We start from the raw sequence: 18050 nt of genomic DNA on the forward strand, positions 1-18050 counted from the left end.
ATATAATGAAACAAAAAACACACAAAGGGTGCGGCCATGAAGATTAATGTCATTATCGCGGATGATAATTCTTTCATCAGAGAAGGAATGAAAATCATTTTGCATACATATGAGGAATTTACTGTATCGGCAACGTTGGAAAATGGCCTGGAGGCGGCAGAGTATTGTAAACACAATCCCGTCGATATCGCCTTGCTGGACGTCCGCATGCCGGTGATGAACGGCGTCGAAGCCGCAAAACGGATCGCTGAGGAAACGGATACGAAGCCTATGATCCTGACGACATTTGACGACGATGAGTATATTTTAGAAGCGATTAAAAACGGCGCGAAAGGATATTTATTAAAAAATACCGAACCGGAACGGATACGCGATGCGATCAAAAGCGTTTTCAACGGACACAGCATTCTTCAGGACACCGTGCTGGATAAAATAAAAGACAGCCTTTTCCGGCCGGCGGAAGCCGCGCATCAGATTGATGAAAGCCAGTTTACTGAAAGAGAGCTCAGCATCATGTCGCTTATTGCGAAAGGACTGTCGAACAGGGAAATTTCAAAACAGCTTTTCATTTCTGAAGGGACGACGGCCAATTATATTTCATCTATTTTAGGGAAAACGGGGCTTGAGCACAGAACGCAGATCGCGATTTATTATATCACCGGGAAGGTGGATAACGGGCGTTGAACGGTATGGATTTTTGGATGCTGATGAGCAGACTGATCGCCATTTTTTATACGGCTTTTTTGTTTGTATCGGCAGACCGCCCTTACACACCGTACGCCGTCTTGTTTCTGCTCGCTTATCTGTCTTTGGGCATTGCGGTCTGCATGATCAGGCCGCCCGCTTGGAGGCGCGGGGTCACCCTCATGGCGCTGGCATTGACCGCCTGGCTTTCCGCCTTAGGCCATCCGGCGTTTCTATTTCTTTTGCCGCCCGCCATTTTTGCCGTTCTTGCCGAATATCCGGTTCACCGCTATGTGTTCTGCCTGCTCGTGTTTTTGCCGTTTTTATTTGTCCCGTACGGCGACCTTCCGACTTATATCGTCATGACCTTGTTCTGCTTGGCGATATTCGTTTTGGCCGCCCGGTCCAGCGACCGGCTGAAAAAATATGAAGAGCAGTCAGACAATATGCGCTCAAGCATTGAAAAACTGACGAAACAGCTGCACAGCAGCACAGAATATATCAAACAATCGGAGTATACCGGCAAACTCGAAGAAAGAAACAGGTTGTCCCAAGCCATCCATGACAAAATCGGCCATTCCATGACAGGCGCGCTCATTCAGATGGAAGCGGCGAAGCGGATGCTCGGCTCCCATCCGGACAAAGCGGCTGAACTGCTCCAAAACGCCATTACCATTTCCAAAGAAGGCATAGAGGATATCCGCATTACGCTTAAAAATATGAAACCTCCCGCTGAACAAATGGGCATTCACAGATTAAGAACGTTTATTGATGAATTTTCGGCCAAAAACGGGATGCCGGTTCCGTTTACGCATCAAGGCGATTTGGACAGACTGACGCAAATGCATTGGAGAGTCATTCAGGAAAACGTAACCGAAGCCTTGACCAATGCAATGAAATACGCCGATGCCACACAGATTTTCATTGATGTCCATGTGCTGAACAAAGCCGTAAAAGCGGAAGTGAAAGATAACGGAAACGGCGCCGGCCGCTTTAAAAAAGGCCTCGGCATGCTCGGTATGGAAGAACGGGCGGCCGTTTTGCACGGAACCGTTATTTTTGACGGCACGGCCGGTTTTTCCGTCACGACATTGCTTCCGGTTGAATAAGTGAATGTTTTCATGTGAAAAATATGAAGATTCTCATGTCAAAGGAATGAACAGCTGCACTAACGGCCGTTCATTCTTTTTTTTATAATAAGAGCATCATAAGACATAGAGGTGGAAACATGAACATTTTGGAGCTCAAACAGCTGAGTAAGAAATTCGGTGATTATGCCGCCGTTGACCAGATGTCGCTTGCCGTAAAAGAAGGTGAGATTTTCGGGTTTCTCGGCGCAAACGGAGCCGGAAAAAGCACGACGATCAATATGATCTCAGGCCTTTTAAAACCTTCAGGCGGAGACATTCTGTTCCTCGGAAAAGATATTTTCAAATATAGCAAAGCAACGAAAATGAATATCGGCATCGTCCCTCAGGACCTCGCGATTTACGAAGAATTAAACGCCTATGAAAATGTGAAGTTCTTCGCCGGGCTGTACGGCCTGAGAGGGGCGGCTCTGAAAGAACGGGTCGAGGAAGCCCTGACATTCGTCGGCTTGAGCGATAAACACAAATATTTGCCGAAGCATTTTTCCGGCGGAATGAAGCGCAGGCTCAATATTGCGTGCGCTCTTGCCCACCGGCCGAAACTGATCATCATGGATGAACCGACGGTCGGCATTGACCCGCAATCAAGAAATTATATTCTGCAATCAGTGAAAAAGCTGAATGAAATGGGCTGCACGATCATCTACACGAGCCACTACATGGAGGAAGTGGAAGAAATATGCACACGCATCGCCATCATCGACCACGGAAAAGTCATCGCAGAAGGCACAAAAGAACAGCTGACCTCCATCATTACCGACACGAAGGACGTCGTGATTGAGCTGTCATCCGGAAACGGCATCAGCCTTGGCGATATTCAGGAGCTGCCAGGCGTCAGAGCCGCCACACTGGAAGAAAACAGCGTGAAAATCAGCTCTGACACAGGGGTCAACAATTTAAACCGCCTGATCCGGTACTTCATGGACAAAGGAATTGAAATCCGCTCCTTGCAGGAACAGGCCCCTGACTTAGAAACGGTATTTCTCACGCTGACAGGCAGAAGCCTGCGCGACTGACCTCACTGAAAGGAGGATTGCAAATGAATATTCTGCACATCGCCGGGAAAGAAATCAAAATCAGCTTCCGCGACAGACGGACTTTTATTTTCATGCTTGCTTTTCCGATCGTCTTCATGCTGATTTTTACTGCGGCATTATCAAACGCCTTTGATTCAGAGGTGACGGTCGGGAACATCGAGGTCGTATATACGGACCAGTCAAACGGCCCTCTTTCTCATGATTTTACTGAGTTTATGAAAGCCGCCAAAAAAGAGCATGTCTATTTTCAAAAAGCGGACACGGAGGCAAAAGGCAAAAACGAGGTTCGAGAAAATCAGGCGGATGCTTTCGTCACTGTAAAAAACACCGGTTTTCAAGTCTATACAAATGACCGGAGCGGCATAAACGGCACGATCGTCCAAGGCATGCTGACCGCTTTTACCAATCAATACAAAGCAGGCGCCGCCGCTTACAAGGCGCATAAGGCGCCTTCCGCCGGACAAATCAAAAGCGATTATATGAAGCAGACGTCTTTACACAAAGCGAAAGAACCGAAAGCGAAAGATTTTTACGCGATATCCATGACGACGATGATCGGGCTGTACGCCTCGATTTTTGCAAGCACCTTATTCCGCGGGGAAAGAATACGGCACACCGCAGATCGCCTGATCGCCGCCCCGCTCCGGAAAAGCGATATCTTTCTCGGAAAGATGCTCGGCATTTTGGCTGTGAATGTTCTGACGATTCTTGCCGTTGTCGCCTTCAGCAAATTTATCTTAAAAGCGAATTGGGGCAGCCACATGGGACTTGTGCTTTTGATTCTCGTTTCTGAAATTCTTTTGGCCGTCAGCTTCGGGCTCAGCCTGAGCTATTTGACCAGAAAACCCGAAAGCGCCAGATTAATCACCGTCATCATCGTTCAGGTGATGTCCATTATCGGCGGCGCCTATTACAAATATGAAGGCGGAGGAATTTCCGCCCTGTCGCCCTTATCCTGGATCAATAAGGCGATTAACAACATCATTTACGCAAATGATGTATCAGCGGCATGGCCTGCACTCGGTTTAAATACAGCATTGGCGGCACTCTTTTTGCTGATCGCCGCATTTACGTTTCAAAGACGGGAGGGACTGTAATATGAAAAACTTCTGGTGGCTGTTTGCGCACACTCTCAAAGGGATTACAAAAAGCAAAAAACAGCTCATTCTTTATATCGGGGCTCCGCTGATCGGCGTCTTCCTCTCCTTCATGACCAATGCCAACGGCGGAGCCGAAACGCTCAATATCGGCATTCTCGATCAAGACGGCGGAGAAGTGGCGCAGGATACGGCCGCGTTTTTAAAAGGACTGGATCATGTGAAGATTTCGGAGGAAACGGCTGCGTCCGCCACATCAAAAATCGCTTCAGGAAAAATGGAGGCGCTCATTACGTTTGAAAAAGGCTTCTCCCAAAGCGTAAAAGACGGGAAACCGTCTCACATCGGCATGACCTCGCTGAAAGGCGCCCAGGTCACCGGATATGTCAGCTCTTATTTGTACAATTATATGAACAGCATCGCCTCAATCGGCAAATCCTCCGGCGGAGACGCAAAGGCCTTTCAGGCGATGTACGCCGATTTCAAGCATTCTCCCATTCAAACGGAGTCCGCTGTTTTACAAGATACATCGAACCATAAAGAAATGACCTACTCAGTCATCGGGTATCTCATTATCATTATGCTCTATTCCGCCGGCAACCTGACGGAACTGATGATTAAAGAGAGAGAAAACAGGACATACTACAGGCTTCTGTCAACGCCGATCACATCAAAGCAGTATGTATTGGCGAACGCGGCGGTGAATATCATTATCATGGCCGTCCAAATTCTATTCGCCGTTCTCTTTATGGGCGCCGCTTTTCATATTCATCCGTCATTCCCGCTGTGGCAGCTGTTCGTCCTGATGATGCTGTTTGCATTAAGCGCGATCGGGGTCGCCTTTATTGCCGTCGGTTTTTCCACCAGCAGCGCTTCGGCATCGGCGCTTTTGAATTTGATCGTCGTGCCGACATGCTTGCTGGCCGGCTGCTTCTTTCCGGGCAATATTATGCCGAAAACGGTGCAGACAATCGCCGAATTTCTGCCTCAGCGCTGGGTGCTCGATACGGTGGATCAATTGCAGCAAGGCCGCACGTTCCAAAGCCTGATGCTGAACATCATCATTTTGGGAGCCTTCGCCGCCGCCCTGTTATTAATAGCCGCATACAGGTTCAGCGTAAAACGTCAGACACAGACATTTATGTAAAGAAAAACAGCCCCGTAAAGGGCTGTTTTTTCTTAGAACAGAAGCTCGTCCGGATTCGGGCCGACACGCTCGTCTTTGTTCAATGCGCTGATCTTTTCCATTTCTTCCTGTGACAGTTCGAAATCAAAAATATCGGCATTTTCTATGATGCGGTGCTCTTTAATCGATTTCGGAATGGTAACGACTTCGTTTTGAAGATCCCAGCGCAAAATCACTTGAGCAACCGATTTGTTATGTTTTTCCGCAATTTGTGACAGCACTTCGTTATCGAGAAGCTGTCCCTGCATCAATGGAGACCATGCTTCCACTTGAATGCCCTGCGCTTTGCAGAAATCTCTTACTTCTTTTTGAGTCAGGCGCGGGTGGAATTCAATCTGGTTGACCATCGGCTTGATTTCAGCATCTTTCAGCAGTTCTTCTAAATGATGCACTTGGAAGTTGCTGACGCCGATGGCGCGGATTTTGCCGTCTTTGTACAGCTTTTCAAGAGCGCGCCATGTGTCTTTATATTTATCCTTGCCCGGCCAGTGAATCAGGTAAAGGTCGAGGTAATCGAGGCCGAGGCGCTCAAGGCTTTTCTCAAACGCGTCAAGTGTCGTTTCGTATCCTTGATCTTCATTCCACACTTTTGACGTGATGAACAGCTCTTCTCTGGCAACGCCCGCAGCTCTGATGCCTTCGCCGACACCCTCTTCATTTTTGTAAATAGCCGCCGTATCAATGCTGCGGTAGCCGTTTCTGATTGCCGCTTCGACGGAGTCCGCCGCTACGCTTCCGTTTTCCACCTTGAAGACGCCAAGGCCGAACCACGGCATTTCAACGCCATTATGAAGCTTTACAGTATCTTTTAAGCTTTTTGCCACGTTGAACCATCCTTTCTAGTCATTATGTAAACGGTTATTATTATCTCACATTTCCGCCGTAAGAAACCAATTATACGCTCATCGTTATCACAAAAACCATCTTTAGTGCCCAAGCACCACTTCCGTTATTATTTTCCTATTTTTCAAAAATTCCGGTTAACTGGTTAACTGTCCGGGTAAATCGCTACTGTAGCCACCACACAATTGAAGGAGGAAATCATATGAAACGTATGCGTATCCCGATATCCGTTGCCCTTGGCGCCGCTTTGTCTCTGACTCCTCTGTCCTTTGTATCCGCAAAAGAAACCCCGGTCCCTCAAAACATGGCACAGCAATCATCAGATGTCTCAGCAAAAGATGTCGGATTAAACATTGACGTTGACCTGCTCGGCATCGGCAATTCGATTGCTGACGCGATTAAGTCGGCGCAAAACCGTGACGGCTTCGTCAAAAACTTAATGGAATCTTCATTCTACGCTTCCGGACAAAAATATAACGTCATGGTGTTTAATTTAAGCCAGGAATATGAAGATCATTTTAACGGTGTTCAGTTTTACGGTTCCGCCGTTTATGACGGCATCACGTACGGCATTTGGGTGTTTGAAGACGGAAGCTTCACCAATAAAGGTGATGGCGGCTGGATCAACTGGGCCTTCAGAGGCTGGTTTGACCGCGACGGCGATCACGTCGAATTCCATCGTCCGTAATCAAAAAAAGTCCGGCGACAGATGCCGGACTTTTTTGATTTATTCATCTCCGTCAAGCATGGCCGCTTCCACATCATTGATGTATTGGCGAAGCTCATGTGACATATCGCGGGAAATTTCCCGCTCTTCGAACAATGTTTGGATTTCGTTGCGGATGGCCTGCACGGCCCGCAGTTTGATTTCGAGTTTTTGATTTTCAAAACGGCGGCTCGGACTCTGTTCGTGATACGAGTGCCCCAGCCTGAAAATCAAGTGATTGTAAAAGGAAATGACGGCAAGCGTCACATCTTTATTTTCTTCAGTCATGTGTTTTTTCAGGCTTTCAATGGCCGCTTTTGCCGTTTTAACCCTTGTGGCGCGGATGAGGCCTTCTTCATTTAAAATCGTCATTTCCGGCTTTTTTTGTTCACCGAAAAAGATCCAGTACATCAGGCGTTTCAGCTTTTTCTTAGATAAGCCGACTTTAAACGGATTCGTATACAGCACTTCCAGTTCATCAAACCGTTCCTGAAGGCTGTCAGCCGTTTCTTCCGGTATGTCGCCCCGCTCAATCAGCCGCAGCAATTCTTCTTGTTCAGCCTGTATCCCTTGGGCGCGGACTTTCCGCTCATCTTTTTTCGTGCGGTTTTTGACGGTGAACTGCTGAAACCTGAGATTTTTCATTTTCTCATTGTATTCGGCAATAACCGCAAAAGAAGCCGTTTTGTTTGTCTCATTCATATTTTCTTTAATGGCCGTTAAGGCTGCCTTTATCAGCTTCCGTCTCGCTGTCAGCAATTTGACTTTCTTCTCTTTCACATTGTCTTCCGGCTTATCTGTCAAAATCGGCAGTACGATTGTCGCCAGCACCAATGTGCACATAATAACACCCGCGGCTAAAAAGAGAATCAAATTCCGTTCAGGAAACGGTGAGCCGTCAGAGAGCACGTAAGGAATGGAAAAGGAACCCGCAAGCGTGACCGCTCCCCTGACGCCTGAAACCGAAATCAGCAGGGTCGAGCGCAGGCCGGGTTTATAAATGCTCTGATCCTTGTTAAAAAACCACTTGCCGTTCCAAAAAAACAGCACCCACAAAAACCTGAGAATCATTAACGTCAGCGTAATGACGATAATGTACCCGATGACCATCATATTGTTAAACGCGGTATCATTAAAGATGACAGAAACCACATCCGGTATTTGCGCACCTAAAATAACGAAAACAAGACCGTTCAGAATGAACAAAATAATATTCCACGTACTTGAAGAGACGATTTGCAATTTGACCATCGTTGATTCAAGACGGTCCTGCTCCACCGCATGCGTGATGCCGCCGGCCACAACAGCTAAAATGCCGGAAACGCCGATTTCTTCAGCCGCGAGATAGATGACGAACGGCGTCAGAATTTGAATCAGCATATGCATCGTGACATCCTGCATGCCGAGGCGGCGCAAAAACAGCCGGAAACGGATAATCAAAAAAGAAATGACGACACCGCTGAGTAAACCGCCGGCTGAAATCAGAACGAAACTGAAGGCGGCCTGCGCCAGCGAAAATGCGCCCGTCACGGCAGCCGCAATCGCAAATTTAAAAGCGACCAGGCCGGATGCGTCATTCATCAGTCCTTCTCCTTCAAGGAGACGCAGAATGCCTTTTGGCATCTTCACTCGCCCTGACAGCGCGCTGACCGCGACAACGTCAGTCGGTGACAGTATCGCCGCCAGCCCGAACGCGGCAGCCAGCGGGATGCTCGGAATCATCCAATGAATCGTGTAACCGCCGACAATCACCGTGGCAAACACGAGCCCGAGCGCAAGCAGCAGAATCGGCGCTCTTAAATTCCAAAGTTCCGCACGCGGCGTCCGTTTTCCATCGTTAAAAAGCAGCGGAGCGATAAACAAAACAAAAAACAATTCGGTATTCAGTTCAAAATGAAGCCCCTGCGGAAATGACGCCGCAATGATACCGAGCGCCACCTGAATCAAAGGCACCGGGATAAAGGGGACAAACCGATTTACGATATTTGAGATCGCGATGATGGTTAAAAGTACGAGTACGACTAAAAATATGTCCAAAGCATGACCTCCTTCATCTGCTGCATCATATCATTATTGCCTGTTCTCTGCCTTTGCCAAAGGCCGGAGCCGATGATCGGGCAGATTCCATATATTTTCCGCACGCAACCATTCTTCTTTTATTTTACCCGTTTTTATTTAAAATTTCTCATAACGTGCTCACGGCGAACTTTTTTGGCTTCAGCTACATTTTTTCCGGAAAAAGAAAAAGCCTGTTTTCTCTGAAAACAGGCTTTTTCGCAAGCTGCGTCATCTGTTTCATGACGCGGTGCAGCGTTTATGCTGCTTAGTAAAGGATAGAGAACGCACCGTCAGTGTGTCTCTATCCTTGGTTTTAAGTGCTCATCTTATTCGTGAAAATTCGTGCCGTCTGTCGTCGCTTTAATGATGCCGGCGCGGATAACGAAATCGCCGAAGTGTTCGCCTTCCTCACGCTCTTTCGCGTAGCGCGGGAGAATGGTGCGAAGCTCATTCAGAATTTCCTCTTCACCGATATTTTCCCGGTACATTTTGCTCAAACGGCTGCCGTCAAACGCCGCTCCTAAATACATATTATATTTTCCGGGCGCCTTTCCGATAAATCCGATTTCGCCGAGCGCATGGCGGGCGCAGCCATTCGGGCACCCGGTCATACGGATGGTGATTTCTTCATCCCGCAGCCCGTTTTCGTCAACAATGTCTTCAATCTTATCAATCAATTTCGGCAGATAGCGCTCGGCTTCGGCCATGGCGAGCCCGCATGTCGGAAGCGCGACGCAAGCCATTGAACTGCGGCGGAGGGCGGAATGCTGCCGGCCGTCTGTCAGACCGTATTGTTCGATTAATGCGCTGATTTGTTTCTTTTTCTGGCTCGAGACATTGCCGATAATCAGGTTTTGATTAGAGGTGAGACGGAAATCTCCCGTATGGACTTTGGCGATTTCTCGTAATCCCGTCATCAGCTTATAATTCTCATAGTCCGTGACGCGGCCGCCTTCGATAAACATCGTAAAGTGCCATTTACCTTTTACACCCTTCACCCATCCGTAACGGTCGCCGTTATGGTCAAAATGATAAGGTTTCTCTTCATCCAGCTGCCAGCCGAGGCGGTTTTCCAGCTCGGCTTTTACGTTTTCCAGCCCGAGACGGTCAACAGTGTACTTGAATCTGGCATTCTTTCTGACGGAACGGTTTCCGTAATCGCGCTGAATCGTAATGGTTTTTTCCGCTACATCATACAGCTGCTCCGGTTTGCAGAAGCCGATGACTTTTGAAAGCTGCGGATAAGTGGCCTTATCGCCGTGCGTCATTCCCATACCGCCGCCGATTGCAACGTTGAATCCGATAAGACGGCCTTCCTCCACGATGGCAATGAAGCCGAGATCTTGAGAAAAGACATCGATATCATTGGACGGAGGCACGGCGATTCCGATTTTGAATTTCCGCGGCAGGTACAGCGGCCCGTACATCGGTTCCGTTTCCGTGTCAGGAGTGCCCGCCACACGTTCCTCATCAAGCCAGATTTCATGATAGGCTCTCGTGCGCGGAAGAAGGTCATCGCTCAATTTCTTCGACCATTCGTATACTTCCGCATGAATTTCAGACTGGTGCGGATTTGAAGCGCACATGACGTTTCGGTTGACATCTCCGCAGGCCGCAATGGTATCAAGCAGCGCCGCATTGATTTTCTGAATCGTTTTTTTCATGTTCCATTTTAAAATTCCGTGCATTTGGAACGTTTCACGCGTTGTCAGCTTCAATGTATTGTTTCCGTATTTTTGCGCCAGTTCATCCATAACAAGCCATTGTTCCGGAGTTGACACGCCGCCTGGCATCCGAACGCGCAGCATGAACTGATAAGCCGGTTCAAGCTTTTGTTTTTGACGTTCATTACGGAGATCGCGGTCATCCTGCAAGTAGCTTCCGTGATGCTTCATCAGCCGGTTGTCATCGTCCGGGATGCCGGCTGAAATCCGGTCGAGCATGACTTCTTTCAATGTGCCGCGCAAATAATCACTTTTTTCTTTAATTTCCTCAACATCACTTGGAGGGCCTTCCGGCGCTTTTAAAATGTTGTTCACCATGCTGAATAAGCTCCTTTCAAACCAAAATCAATATACGTCACGCTGATAGCGTTTTTTCTGCTGCATGTCTGCCAGGAAGCTTTCCGCTTTTTCACGGCTCATGCCGCCTTCTTCCTGAATGATATCGAGAAGCGCCTGGTGCACGTCATGCGCCATATGCTGTTCATCACCGCAGATGTATACGGCGGCTCCCTGCTGCAGCCATTCATAAAGCTCTTTGCTTTGTTCTTTCATGCGGTGCTGCACATATACTTTTTCCTCCGAATCCCGGGAAAAAGCGACGTCCATTTTTGTGAGAACACCGTTTTGCAGCCATTTTTGCCATTCCGTCTGGTACAGAAAATCAGTGACAAAGTGCTGATCCCCGAAAAACAGCCATGTTTTCCCTTCAGCTCCGGTTTCTTCACGCTCCTGCATAAAGGAACGGAACGGCGCGATGCCTGTCCCCGGCCCGACCATAATGATCGGTGTATCCGGGTTTTCCGGCAGCTTGAAGTTTTGGTTGTGCTGAATGTAAATCGGAAGCGTATCTCCCGGCTGGAGTCTTTCCGCACACAGAATGCTGCAGACGCCTTTTCGTTCTCTGCCGTGCGCGTCATATCTGACCGCTCCGATTGTCAGATGCACCTCTTCCGGATTCGCTTCTAAACTGCTTGCGATCGAATAGAGCCGGGCCGGCATTTTACGCAGGATGGAAAGAAAGTCTTCCGCTGTCGCTTCCCACGGCCCGAAATCCCGGACGAGATCAAGCAGATCACGGCCGTTGATGTACGCTTTCAGCTGCTCTTCGTTTCCTTCGGCCAGAAGTTCACTCAGCTTTTGGTCAGCCGTAAACTGTGCGGCCTTTTGCAGGAACGGTTTTGTTAAGACGGTTATTTCAAAATGAGAAGTAAGCGCATCTTTCAGCGGGAGGCGCTCTCCTTGTTTATTCACCGCCACTTCCTGTTTTGGGTCCCATTTCAGCTCATTGATCAGCTCATCAACGAGCGCCGGATCATTTTCCGGATAGATGCCGAGGCTGTCTCCGGGCTGATACGCGAGGCCCGACCCTTCAAGCGAAAGCTCGAGATGGCGTGTTTCTTTATTCGAACCGCGTCCGTTCAGATTGATGTTCTCAAGAACCTCCGCCCGAAACGGGTTCGTTCTGGAATAAACGGATTCACCGAGAGCCGGCGTCTCGGCAGGCGCTTCGGCTGTTTGATTTCCCGCTCCTTCGTTCAAACCGCCGATGACCGCGTCAAGCCATTCCGAAAACGGCTCATCATAATCAAGATCGCAATCAACCCGCGGCGCAAGCTGGGTGCCGCCGAGCTCTTGAAGACGCTCGTCAAACTCTTTGCCGGTCTGGCAGAAAAATTCATACGAGCTGTCCCCGAGCGCCAAAACGGAGTAACGGAGCGCTTCAAGCTTCGGCGCGCGTCTGCCGTGAAGAAATTCATGAAAGGCCAGCGCGTTATCCGGCGGATCGCCTTCTCCGTGCGTGCTCACCACGATCAGTAAATTGTTTATTTTTTTCAGATTATTCGGCTTAAAATCGTTCATCGACGCGACGGTGACCTGAAATCCCCGTTCCTCAAGCGTCTTTACCGTCTGTTTCGCAAGACCTTCCGCATTTCCCGTTTGCGATCCGTATAATACGGTCACTTCTCTTGAAACTGCCGGGCTTTCTGCAGGAGCCGGAGCAGCGGGCGCGGCCGTTTCACCGGATTCGGACCGGGCCGCAGCCAAATAACCGCTCAGCCAGATTTTCTGTGATTCTGTCAAGGTCGGCAGAAGGCGGTTAAGGAGCTCTGCCTGCTCCTGATTAAACGGACTGTTCATGACCTGAAGTTGCAACGATATCCACCTCACAAGGAATTAAACGTAACGTACGTTATTTCTATAGGAATTGTCAAAATAATATTCTAATTGAAACTTTACCGAAAGTTTGTATGTAAGTAAAATATATAATCATGATGACAACGATTAAGATTACTAATGGTAAAAAGCCCTTTGCACTTGGCAAAGGGCTTACACGAATAAGCCGGCGGGCACTTCTTTAATAAAAGGAGAGGGTTCTCCCGGAGACAATACGGTCAGATGATGCATCGCGCGCGTACAGGCCGTATATAACAGCTTACGGTCATGTTCGCTTTTGTACTGGGCAGCAGAGGCGTCAGCAGCAATGACGGCGTCAAACTCAATGCCTTTTGCCAAATAAACGGGAATGACGCATACCCCTTTTTGAAAAGGCTGGTTTTCTTTATTGATCAAGCGGACACCGCTCTCGGCGCTGACCGCCTGAAACACTTTTTTGGCTTCCGCGGCCGTTTTGCAGATGACGGCGACCGTCTCCCAGCCTTTTTGTCTGAGCTCCTGGATTGTATCCGCCAATTGTTCCTGCCGCGCATTTTCTGTATCCGTCCGCAAAACACGCGGTTTTTCCCCGTTCCGGTTAAATGGCTCAATGTCATTACCGTCAGCCAGCAGCGCTTTCGTAAATTCAACAATCTGCCGCGTCGATCTGTAAGTCCGCTTCAGGCTGACATACTTTTCTGCACCATTGCGAAAGCAGCCGGCGAGGGAAGAAGGGCCCGTAATGGTGTGGGCATAAATCGACTGGCTGACATCACCGAGCACCGTCATCTTTGCAGCTGGGAAGATGCTTTGAATATACGTCAGCTGAAATGGAGAATAATCCTGCGCTTCATCAATGAAGACGTGCTTCATTTGTGTGTTTTTTCTTTTTCCTTCTAACAGATCCTGCAAATACAGATACGGAGCGGCATCTTCATACGGAAGTGACCGTTCTGCAAATGCGTTTCTGGTCAAAGCGCCGATGCTCTCCCAATGATCGGGCTTTTCATCAGCTCCCCAGTCTGAAAACAGCCGGAGATACATCCGTTTTATATCGAGAAAGCCGAGCCGTCTGACGGCCTGCTTAATCGGTTTAAAGGCTTTGCCGACAATAATGGCGCCAAGCAGCCGCTGTTCGCGCTGATGGTCGTCAAATGCAGGTTCATCATCATCTGCCGCCTGCTTCTTGAGTGTTTGATAAACCTCAGCATAGTCTTCCTTATCAAGCAGCTCGCTCTCCTGCAAGACCCATTCCTTCTTACGCTCCTTTTTTTCGAGAGCGCTGATTTCCGCGAGAAGCCATTCCGCTGTCAGCTCCGCTCTGTTCGGAATCGGCAGCTGCTGATCAAGCGAATAAAAATAGGCTTCAATCCGTTCTTTTGAAATCAGGATGTCTCCCCGGAAGCTGATCTGTTTACACATCAGACCCGAGCCGGAAAGCGAGCCGGCGTAGCGGTCAATCATGGACTCGAAAGCTGATGACGCTTTGTAAGCAATGGCTGCAAGCCTTACAGAAAGTGCGTCCTGATTTTGTTCAGTCAGGCAATATTCAAGCTGCTCGTACGGGCTTTCACAATCAAACTTTCGTCCGAGCCGGCGGATGATATATTCCTGAAAGGTGGCCTGCTCCATATTCTCTTCTCCCAATTCCGGCAATACGGCGGAAACATAACTGTTGAACAAAATGTTCGGGGAAAACAATACAATCTGACGGGCATCAAGCACCCCGCGGCCGCGGTACAGCAAGTAAGCGGCCCGCTGAAGCGCCGCGGATGTTTTCCCGCTTCCGGCGGCTCCCTGAACAATGAGATATTTGCTTTTTTCATCCCGGATGATTTCGTTCTGTTCTTTTTGGATGGTTGACACGATGTTTTTCATATGCTGTCCGGAATGCCCACTCAGCACCTCTTGCAGCATTTCGTCACCAATCGTCATATCCGTGTTAAACATCGCTTTAAGCGTCCCGTTTTTAATGATAAACTGCCGCTTCAGTGTGATGTCTCCCTCTATCGTTTCTTCGGGAACTTCATAGCGGGCTTTTCCCGGGGAATATTGATAGTAAAGAGATGAGATGGGCGCGCGCCAATCATAAATGAGAAATTGCTCGTTGTTTTCATCCATCAAAGAAGTCAGCCCGATATAAATCCGCTCGGAAGAAGACTCCCCTTTTTCCGTAAAATCGACACGGCCGAAGTAAGGAGAGGTTTTCAGCTTTTGGATTTTTTGAAGCTGCCGGTATTGAAGCCGATGCGTCCGTTCACGTTCTGAAAGCATTTCTGCCTGCTGTTTAATGCTTGAAAATGTCTCAGCCGCTTCATGGGCGTCATCCATATTCACGGTGACATCATCCCAAAACGTTTTTCTCAGCCCGACAATATCCTGCTTCAATCCGCCCGATGAGGCTTCAAGATGAGTTTGTTTCTGTTCCAGTTCCTTCATGACAAAATTGATTCTTTCCTGCTCTTCTTTCCACTCTTTATCACGTTTTGCCATCAGCGGCACCTCCGACATCAAGCTGACAAATCCGGCTTTCATCATACAAACATATATGCAACATATTATTCAGCATTATGGTCAAATACCCTTTTTCTTATCATATCGGGCGTCTTTTTTTATCAGAAGCCGTTATGCAAAAAAAACCGATTTCGTTTGTGAAATCGGTTTTTTACTGATCTATATGATAGGAACGATTCGGCAGGCGCCACCTGAACACATAACTGCAGATGCGGCATGCCACAAGCACAAGAAACAGCACATACAAACCGGCGGCATCCCCGGCCCAGCCGAGGCCCACGATTAACCCTCCGAGCGCGGCCCAGACCGCGTAAATTTCCGCCTTGAGCACAAGCGGCTTCCTGCCCGCGAGCAAATCCCGTATGATGCCGCCCCCGCTTCCGGTCAGGACCGCTGCCGCAATTACCGCACTGAGCGGATGGCCCATTTTCACGGCATATAAAGCGCCTTGGATGGCAAACGCCGAAAGCCCGATGGCATCGGATAGGTTGCCCCATTTACTCCAATGCCTTAACAGCAGCTTCGGAAACAAAAAGACAATCGTAACTGATGCGAGAGCGATTTGAAAAAACGCGCCTTGCTCCCACAAGGCGAAGACCGGAACACCGATCAGCAGATTTCGGATCGCTCCTCCGCCGAACGCCGTTACAATCCCCAAGATATACACGCCTAAAATATCATACTCCTCTTCCATCGCAACAATCGCTCCGCTGACCGCAAACGCAATGATGCCGATTACACTAAGCAGCTCCCAGGCCATTCCATATGCTCCTTTTTATTTGTTAAATTTTCTGACGACCATTAGATTTTATAATCGCTTTCTCTTAAAATCAACCTTATTTTTGAAAGATTCTGATTCCTAACCCGGGACAACCTCACTCGCAACGGCTGGGAGCAAGAACATTTACCTATTTTATACTATTTTGGGAGGTTTATTGGAAGTTTCATTGAATACTTTCTCTAACAAAAAGGGGGTTATGAGATGAAAATCAGTTCACTTGTTTTTCCTGTTTTATTGGCCGCCGGATTAATTCCCGGCCTGCCGTCAGCCGAAAGCCATACGCATTCGCACACTCATGCGGAGCCGGCGAAAACGGTGTATACGGACCCGCTTCCGAAAGCCGATCATTTTAAAGATCTGAAGGGCCCGGTCCAAGTCGAACAGACGGTTGACACAAAAATTCTGGATGAAAACGGCAAGCAGGTCGGCACGAAACGATTCAATGCCAATGTCAGTCAGGATAAAGCCTCAACTAAAGCCAGCACGGGCTCTCAGAAGGTCAGAGTGCTGGCGGTGGCGGACGCTGAATACCGCGCCAAATACAGCGACTGGCAAACGCGAATCGTCCAGATCGTGGAGCAGGCCGATGTTGCTTTTAACCGTGATCACAACATTGATTTCGTCGTACAGGCTGTGCAGGCTTGGAATTCCTCCGGCTCAAACAGTTCTCAGATTTTATCGAATCTCCAAGGCAGCTTCAGAAATCAAAATTATCATTTTGTCGTCGGTTTTACCGCAAAATCAAGTTTTGACGCCGGCGGTATCGCGTATGTATATAACGGCAAACCGAGCGGCCCGGCTTTCAGCGTGAACCTTGATCAAGGAACGGCCAACACGGCGAAAGCGGCACAGCACGAGTTTTCCCATAACTTCGGACTTCAGCATGACGCCCAAGGCAGCGGCATCCGCTGCGTCATGAATTATGATTATGCCTATTCCGTGGATATTTGGGACAGCTCCCATAACAGACAGATTGAGACAAACAAAGCTTGGTACAAATAATAGAAAAAGAGCCGCTCCCATGGAGCAGGCTCTTTATTTTGCCGTGCGTTCCGTTTTGACAAAACACATGCAGATAATAATGAGAATAAATGCCGTCAATGCCAGGAAAGGAATGGTAATGAAACCGAACCAGTTAATATATTCAGATGAGCAAGGCACGCCGTAGACACACGGCTTGATGCCGCTGAAACCGGGCACCTTCTGCTCAAGGTAATGCATGATCGATATAAACGCGCCGATGACGGCCATCGGCAGCACGTATTTTTTTACGCGCGTGTCACCCTGGAAGGTGGCGATTCCTAAAATCAGGACAAGCGGGTATATGAGAATTCTTTGATACCAGCACAGCTCGCACGGTATGAATTTTCTGATCTCGCTGAAATAAAGGCTGCCGAGCATAGCAGCAAGAGCAATCACCCAAGAAGCATATAAAAATACGATTCTATTTTTCATTTTTCAGCTCTTTCTTAATCGTTTTTGAAATCTCATCATATTTAGAGAAGTCATTAATCACCTTGTCATTTACGTAAATCGTCGGTGTCGCCGTAATGTTTAATTTATCATTCAGGTCAGTGTCAGCTTTCAGCTCTTTTGCAAATGTCTCTTTATCAAGGTTTTCCTTCAGCTTGTCAGGATCAACCTTTTTCGCAGTGCTTTTGACCGTTTTTTCAAGCAATGCAGGCGTGACCCATTCCTGTTCGCTTGACGGCTGCTGTTCAAACAGCTTTTCATGGAATGCCCAGAATGATGCCGGGTCTTCTTTCCACACTTCTTCTGAAGCAAGAGCCGCCAGACGCGAGCCGCTTCCGTGGTACATGACGTTCACAAATGAAAATTTCACGTCGCCTTTATCGATAAAATCTTTTTTGATTTTCGGAAAGATATCGCTGTTAAATACTTTGCATGACGGACATTTGTAATCTCCGAATTCAACTACCGTAACAGGCGCGCTGTCTTTGCCGAGCACGGGCTGTCCTTTAATGGAAGGCTGTTCGGCGACTGTTTCGCCCGCTTTTTCCGTTTGGTTGTTAATAATTACGATGGCCGCAAATAAAACGACAACGATTAACGTCAGTATCACCGCAAATTTCGCAGACGATTGTTTCTTTTTCACTC

At 48.3% G+C, this 18050-nt stretch carries 15 protein-coding genes; 7 read left to right on the top strand and 8 right to left on the bottom strand.

The features are described 5' to 3' along the window. Nucleotides 1-36: 36 nt before the first annotated feature. From NYE62_RS17030 to NYE62_RS17050, 5 genes are all read left to right on the top strand, one after another. On the top strand, nt 37-684 hold the full coding sequence (locus NYE62_RS17030) for a response regulator transcription factor (RefSeq protein WP_007410028.1): 648 nt from the start codon (nt 37-39) through the stop codon (nt 682-684). Beyond that, a complete protein-coding gene (locus NYE62_RS17035) occupies nt 681-1793 on the top strand; it encodes a sensor histidine kinase (protein WP_052250236.1) in 1113 nt (370 codons plus the stop codon). Before NYE62_RS17030 ends, NYE62_RS17035 begins: the two co-directional genes overlap by 4 nt. 119 nt (nt 1794-1912) lie before the next feature. Further along, a complete protein-coding gene (locus NYE62_RS17040; protein WP_020956334.1) occupies nt 1913-2848 on the top strand; it encodes an ABC transporter ATP-binding protein in 936 nt (311 codons plus the stop codon). A gap of 23 nt (nt 2849-2871) precedes the next feature. Beyond that, nucleotides 2872-3966, top strand: a complete 1095-nt coding sequence (locus NYE62_RS17045; RefSeq protein WP_119001919.1) for an ABC transporter permease — start codon at nt 2872-2874, stop codon at nt 3964-3966. 1 nt (nt 3967) lies between these two features. Continuing rightward, complete coding sequence (locus tag NYE62_RS17050) at nt 3968-5113, top strand: ABC transporter permease (protein WP_039253868.1); 1146 nt, start codon at nt 3968-3970, stop codon at nt 5111-5113. A 32-nt stretch (nt 5114-5145) separates the two neighbouring features. Here the strand turns inward: NYE62_RS17050 and NYE62_RS17055 are convergent, their stop codons facing one another. Then, complete coding sequence (locus tag NYE62_RS17055) at nt 5146-5976, bottom strand: aldo/keto reductase (RefSeq protein WP_007410023.1); 831 nt, start codon at nt 5974-5976, stop codon at nt 5146-5148. Nucleotides 5977-6197: 221 nt separating this feature from the next. Here NYE62_RS17055 and NYE62_RS17060 point away from each other — a divergent pair, with 221 nt between their 5' ends. Next, nucleotides 6198-6683, top strand: coding sequence for a hypothetical protein (locus NYE62_RS17060; protein WP_039253864.1), 486 nt, complete (start codon nt 6198-6200; stop codon nt 6681-6683). Between the two features lie 39 nt (nt 6684-6722). Here NYE62_RS17060 and NYE62_RS17065 read toward each other — a convergent pair whose 3' ends face one another. The 5 genes from NYE62_RS17065 to NYE62_RS17085 all read right to left on the bottom strand — a co-directional run bounded on the left by NYE62_RS17065 (nt 6723) and on the right by NYE62_RS17085 (nt 15911). Then, on the bottom strand, nt 6723-8738 hold the full coding sequence (locus NYE62_RS17065) for a Na+/H+ antiporter (RefSeq protein ID WP_039253862.1): 2016 nt from the start codon (nt 8736-8738) through the stop codon (nt 6723-6725). A 347-nt stretch (nt 8739-9085) separates the two neighbouring features. Further along, nucleotides 9086-10801 (bottom strand): assimilatory sulfite reductase (NADPH) hemoprotein subunit, encoded by a 1716-nt coding sequence (gene cysI / locus NYE62_RS17070; RefSeq protein ID WP_039253860.1) that lies wholly within the window; start codon nt 10799-10801, stop codon nt 9086-9088. Nucleotides 10802-10828: 27 nt separating this feature from the next. After that, nucleotides 10829-12637 carry an assimilatory sulfite reductase (NADPH) flavoprotein subunit gene (locus NYE62_RS17075; RefSeq protein ID WP_007410019.1) on the bottom strand — a complete coding sequence of 603 codons (1809 nt, stop codon included), beginning with the start codon at nt 12635-12637 and terminating at the stop codon, nt 10829-10831. A gap of 174 nt (nt 12638-12811) precedes the next feature. Beyond that, complete coding sequence (gene helD / locus NYE62_RS17080) at nt 12812-15130, bottom strand: RNA polymerase recycling motor HelD (protein ID WP_039253856.1); 2319 nt, start codon at nt 15128-15130, stop codon at nt 12812-12814. A gap of 172 nt (nt 15131-15302) precedes the next feature. Further along, nucleotides 15303-15911 (bottom strand): trimeric intracellular cation channel family protein, encoded by a 609-nt coding sequence (locus NYE62_RS17085; protein ID WP_039253855.1) that lies wholly within the window; start codon nt 15909-15911, stop codon nt 15303-15305. Between the two features lie 222 nt (nt 15912-16133). Here NYE62_RS17085 and NYE62_RS17090 point away from each other — a divergent pair, with 222 nt between their 5' ends. Then, the gene (locus tag NYE62_RS17090) at nt 16134-16934 is read left to right on the top strand and encodes a zinc-dependent metalloprotease (protein WP_015418210.1); all 801 of its coding nucleotides are present in this window, start codon (nt 16134-16136) and stop codon (nt 16932-16934) included. A 33-nt stretch (nt 16935-16967) separates the two neighbouring features. Here NYE62_RS17090 and NYE62_RS17095 read toward each other — a convergent pair whose 3' ends face one another. Together NYE62_RS17095 and NYE62_RS17100 are read right to left on the bottom strand one after the other, a co-directional pair. Next, on the bottom strand, nt 16968-17387 hold the full coding sequence (locus NYE62_RS17095; RefSeq protein ID WP_039253854.1) for a disulfide oxidoreductase: 420 nt from the start codon (nt 17385-17387) through the stop codon (nt 16968-16970). After that, nucleotides 17377-18048, bottom strand: coding sequence for a DsbA family protein (locus tag NYE62_RS17100; RefSeq protein ID WP_012118444.1), 672 nt, complete (start codon nt 18046-18048; stop codon nt 17377-17379). The genes NYE62_RS17095 and NYE62_RS17100 overlap by 11 nt, the downstream gene beginning before the upstream one ends. Nucleotides 18049-18050: the final 2 nt, after the last annotated feature.

The sequence above is a fragment of the Bacillus sp. FSL K6-2861 genome (assembly GCF_038630725.1).
Taxonomy (GTDB): Bacteria; Bacillota; Bacilli; order Bacillales; family Bacillaceae; genus Bacillus; species Bacillus velezensis.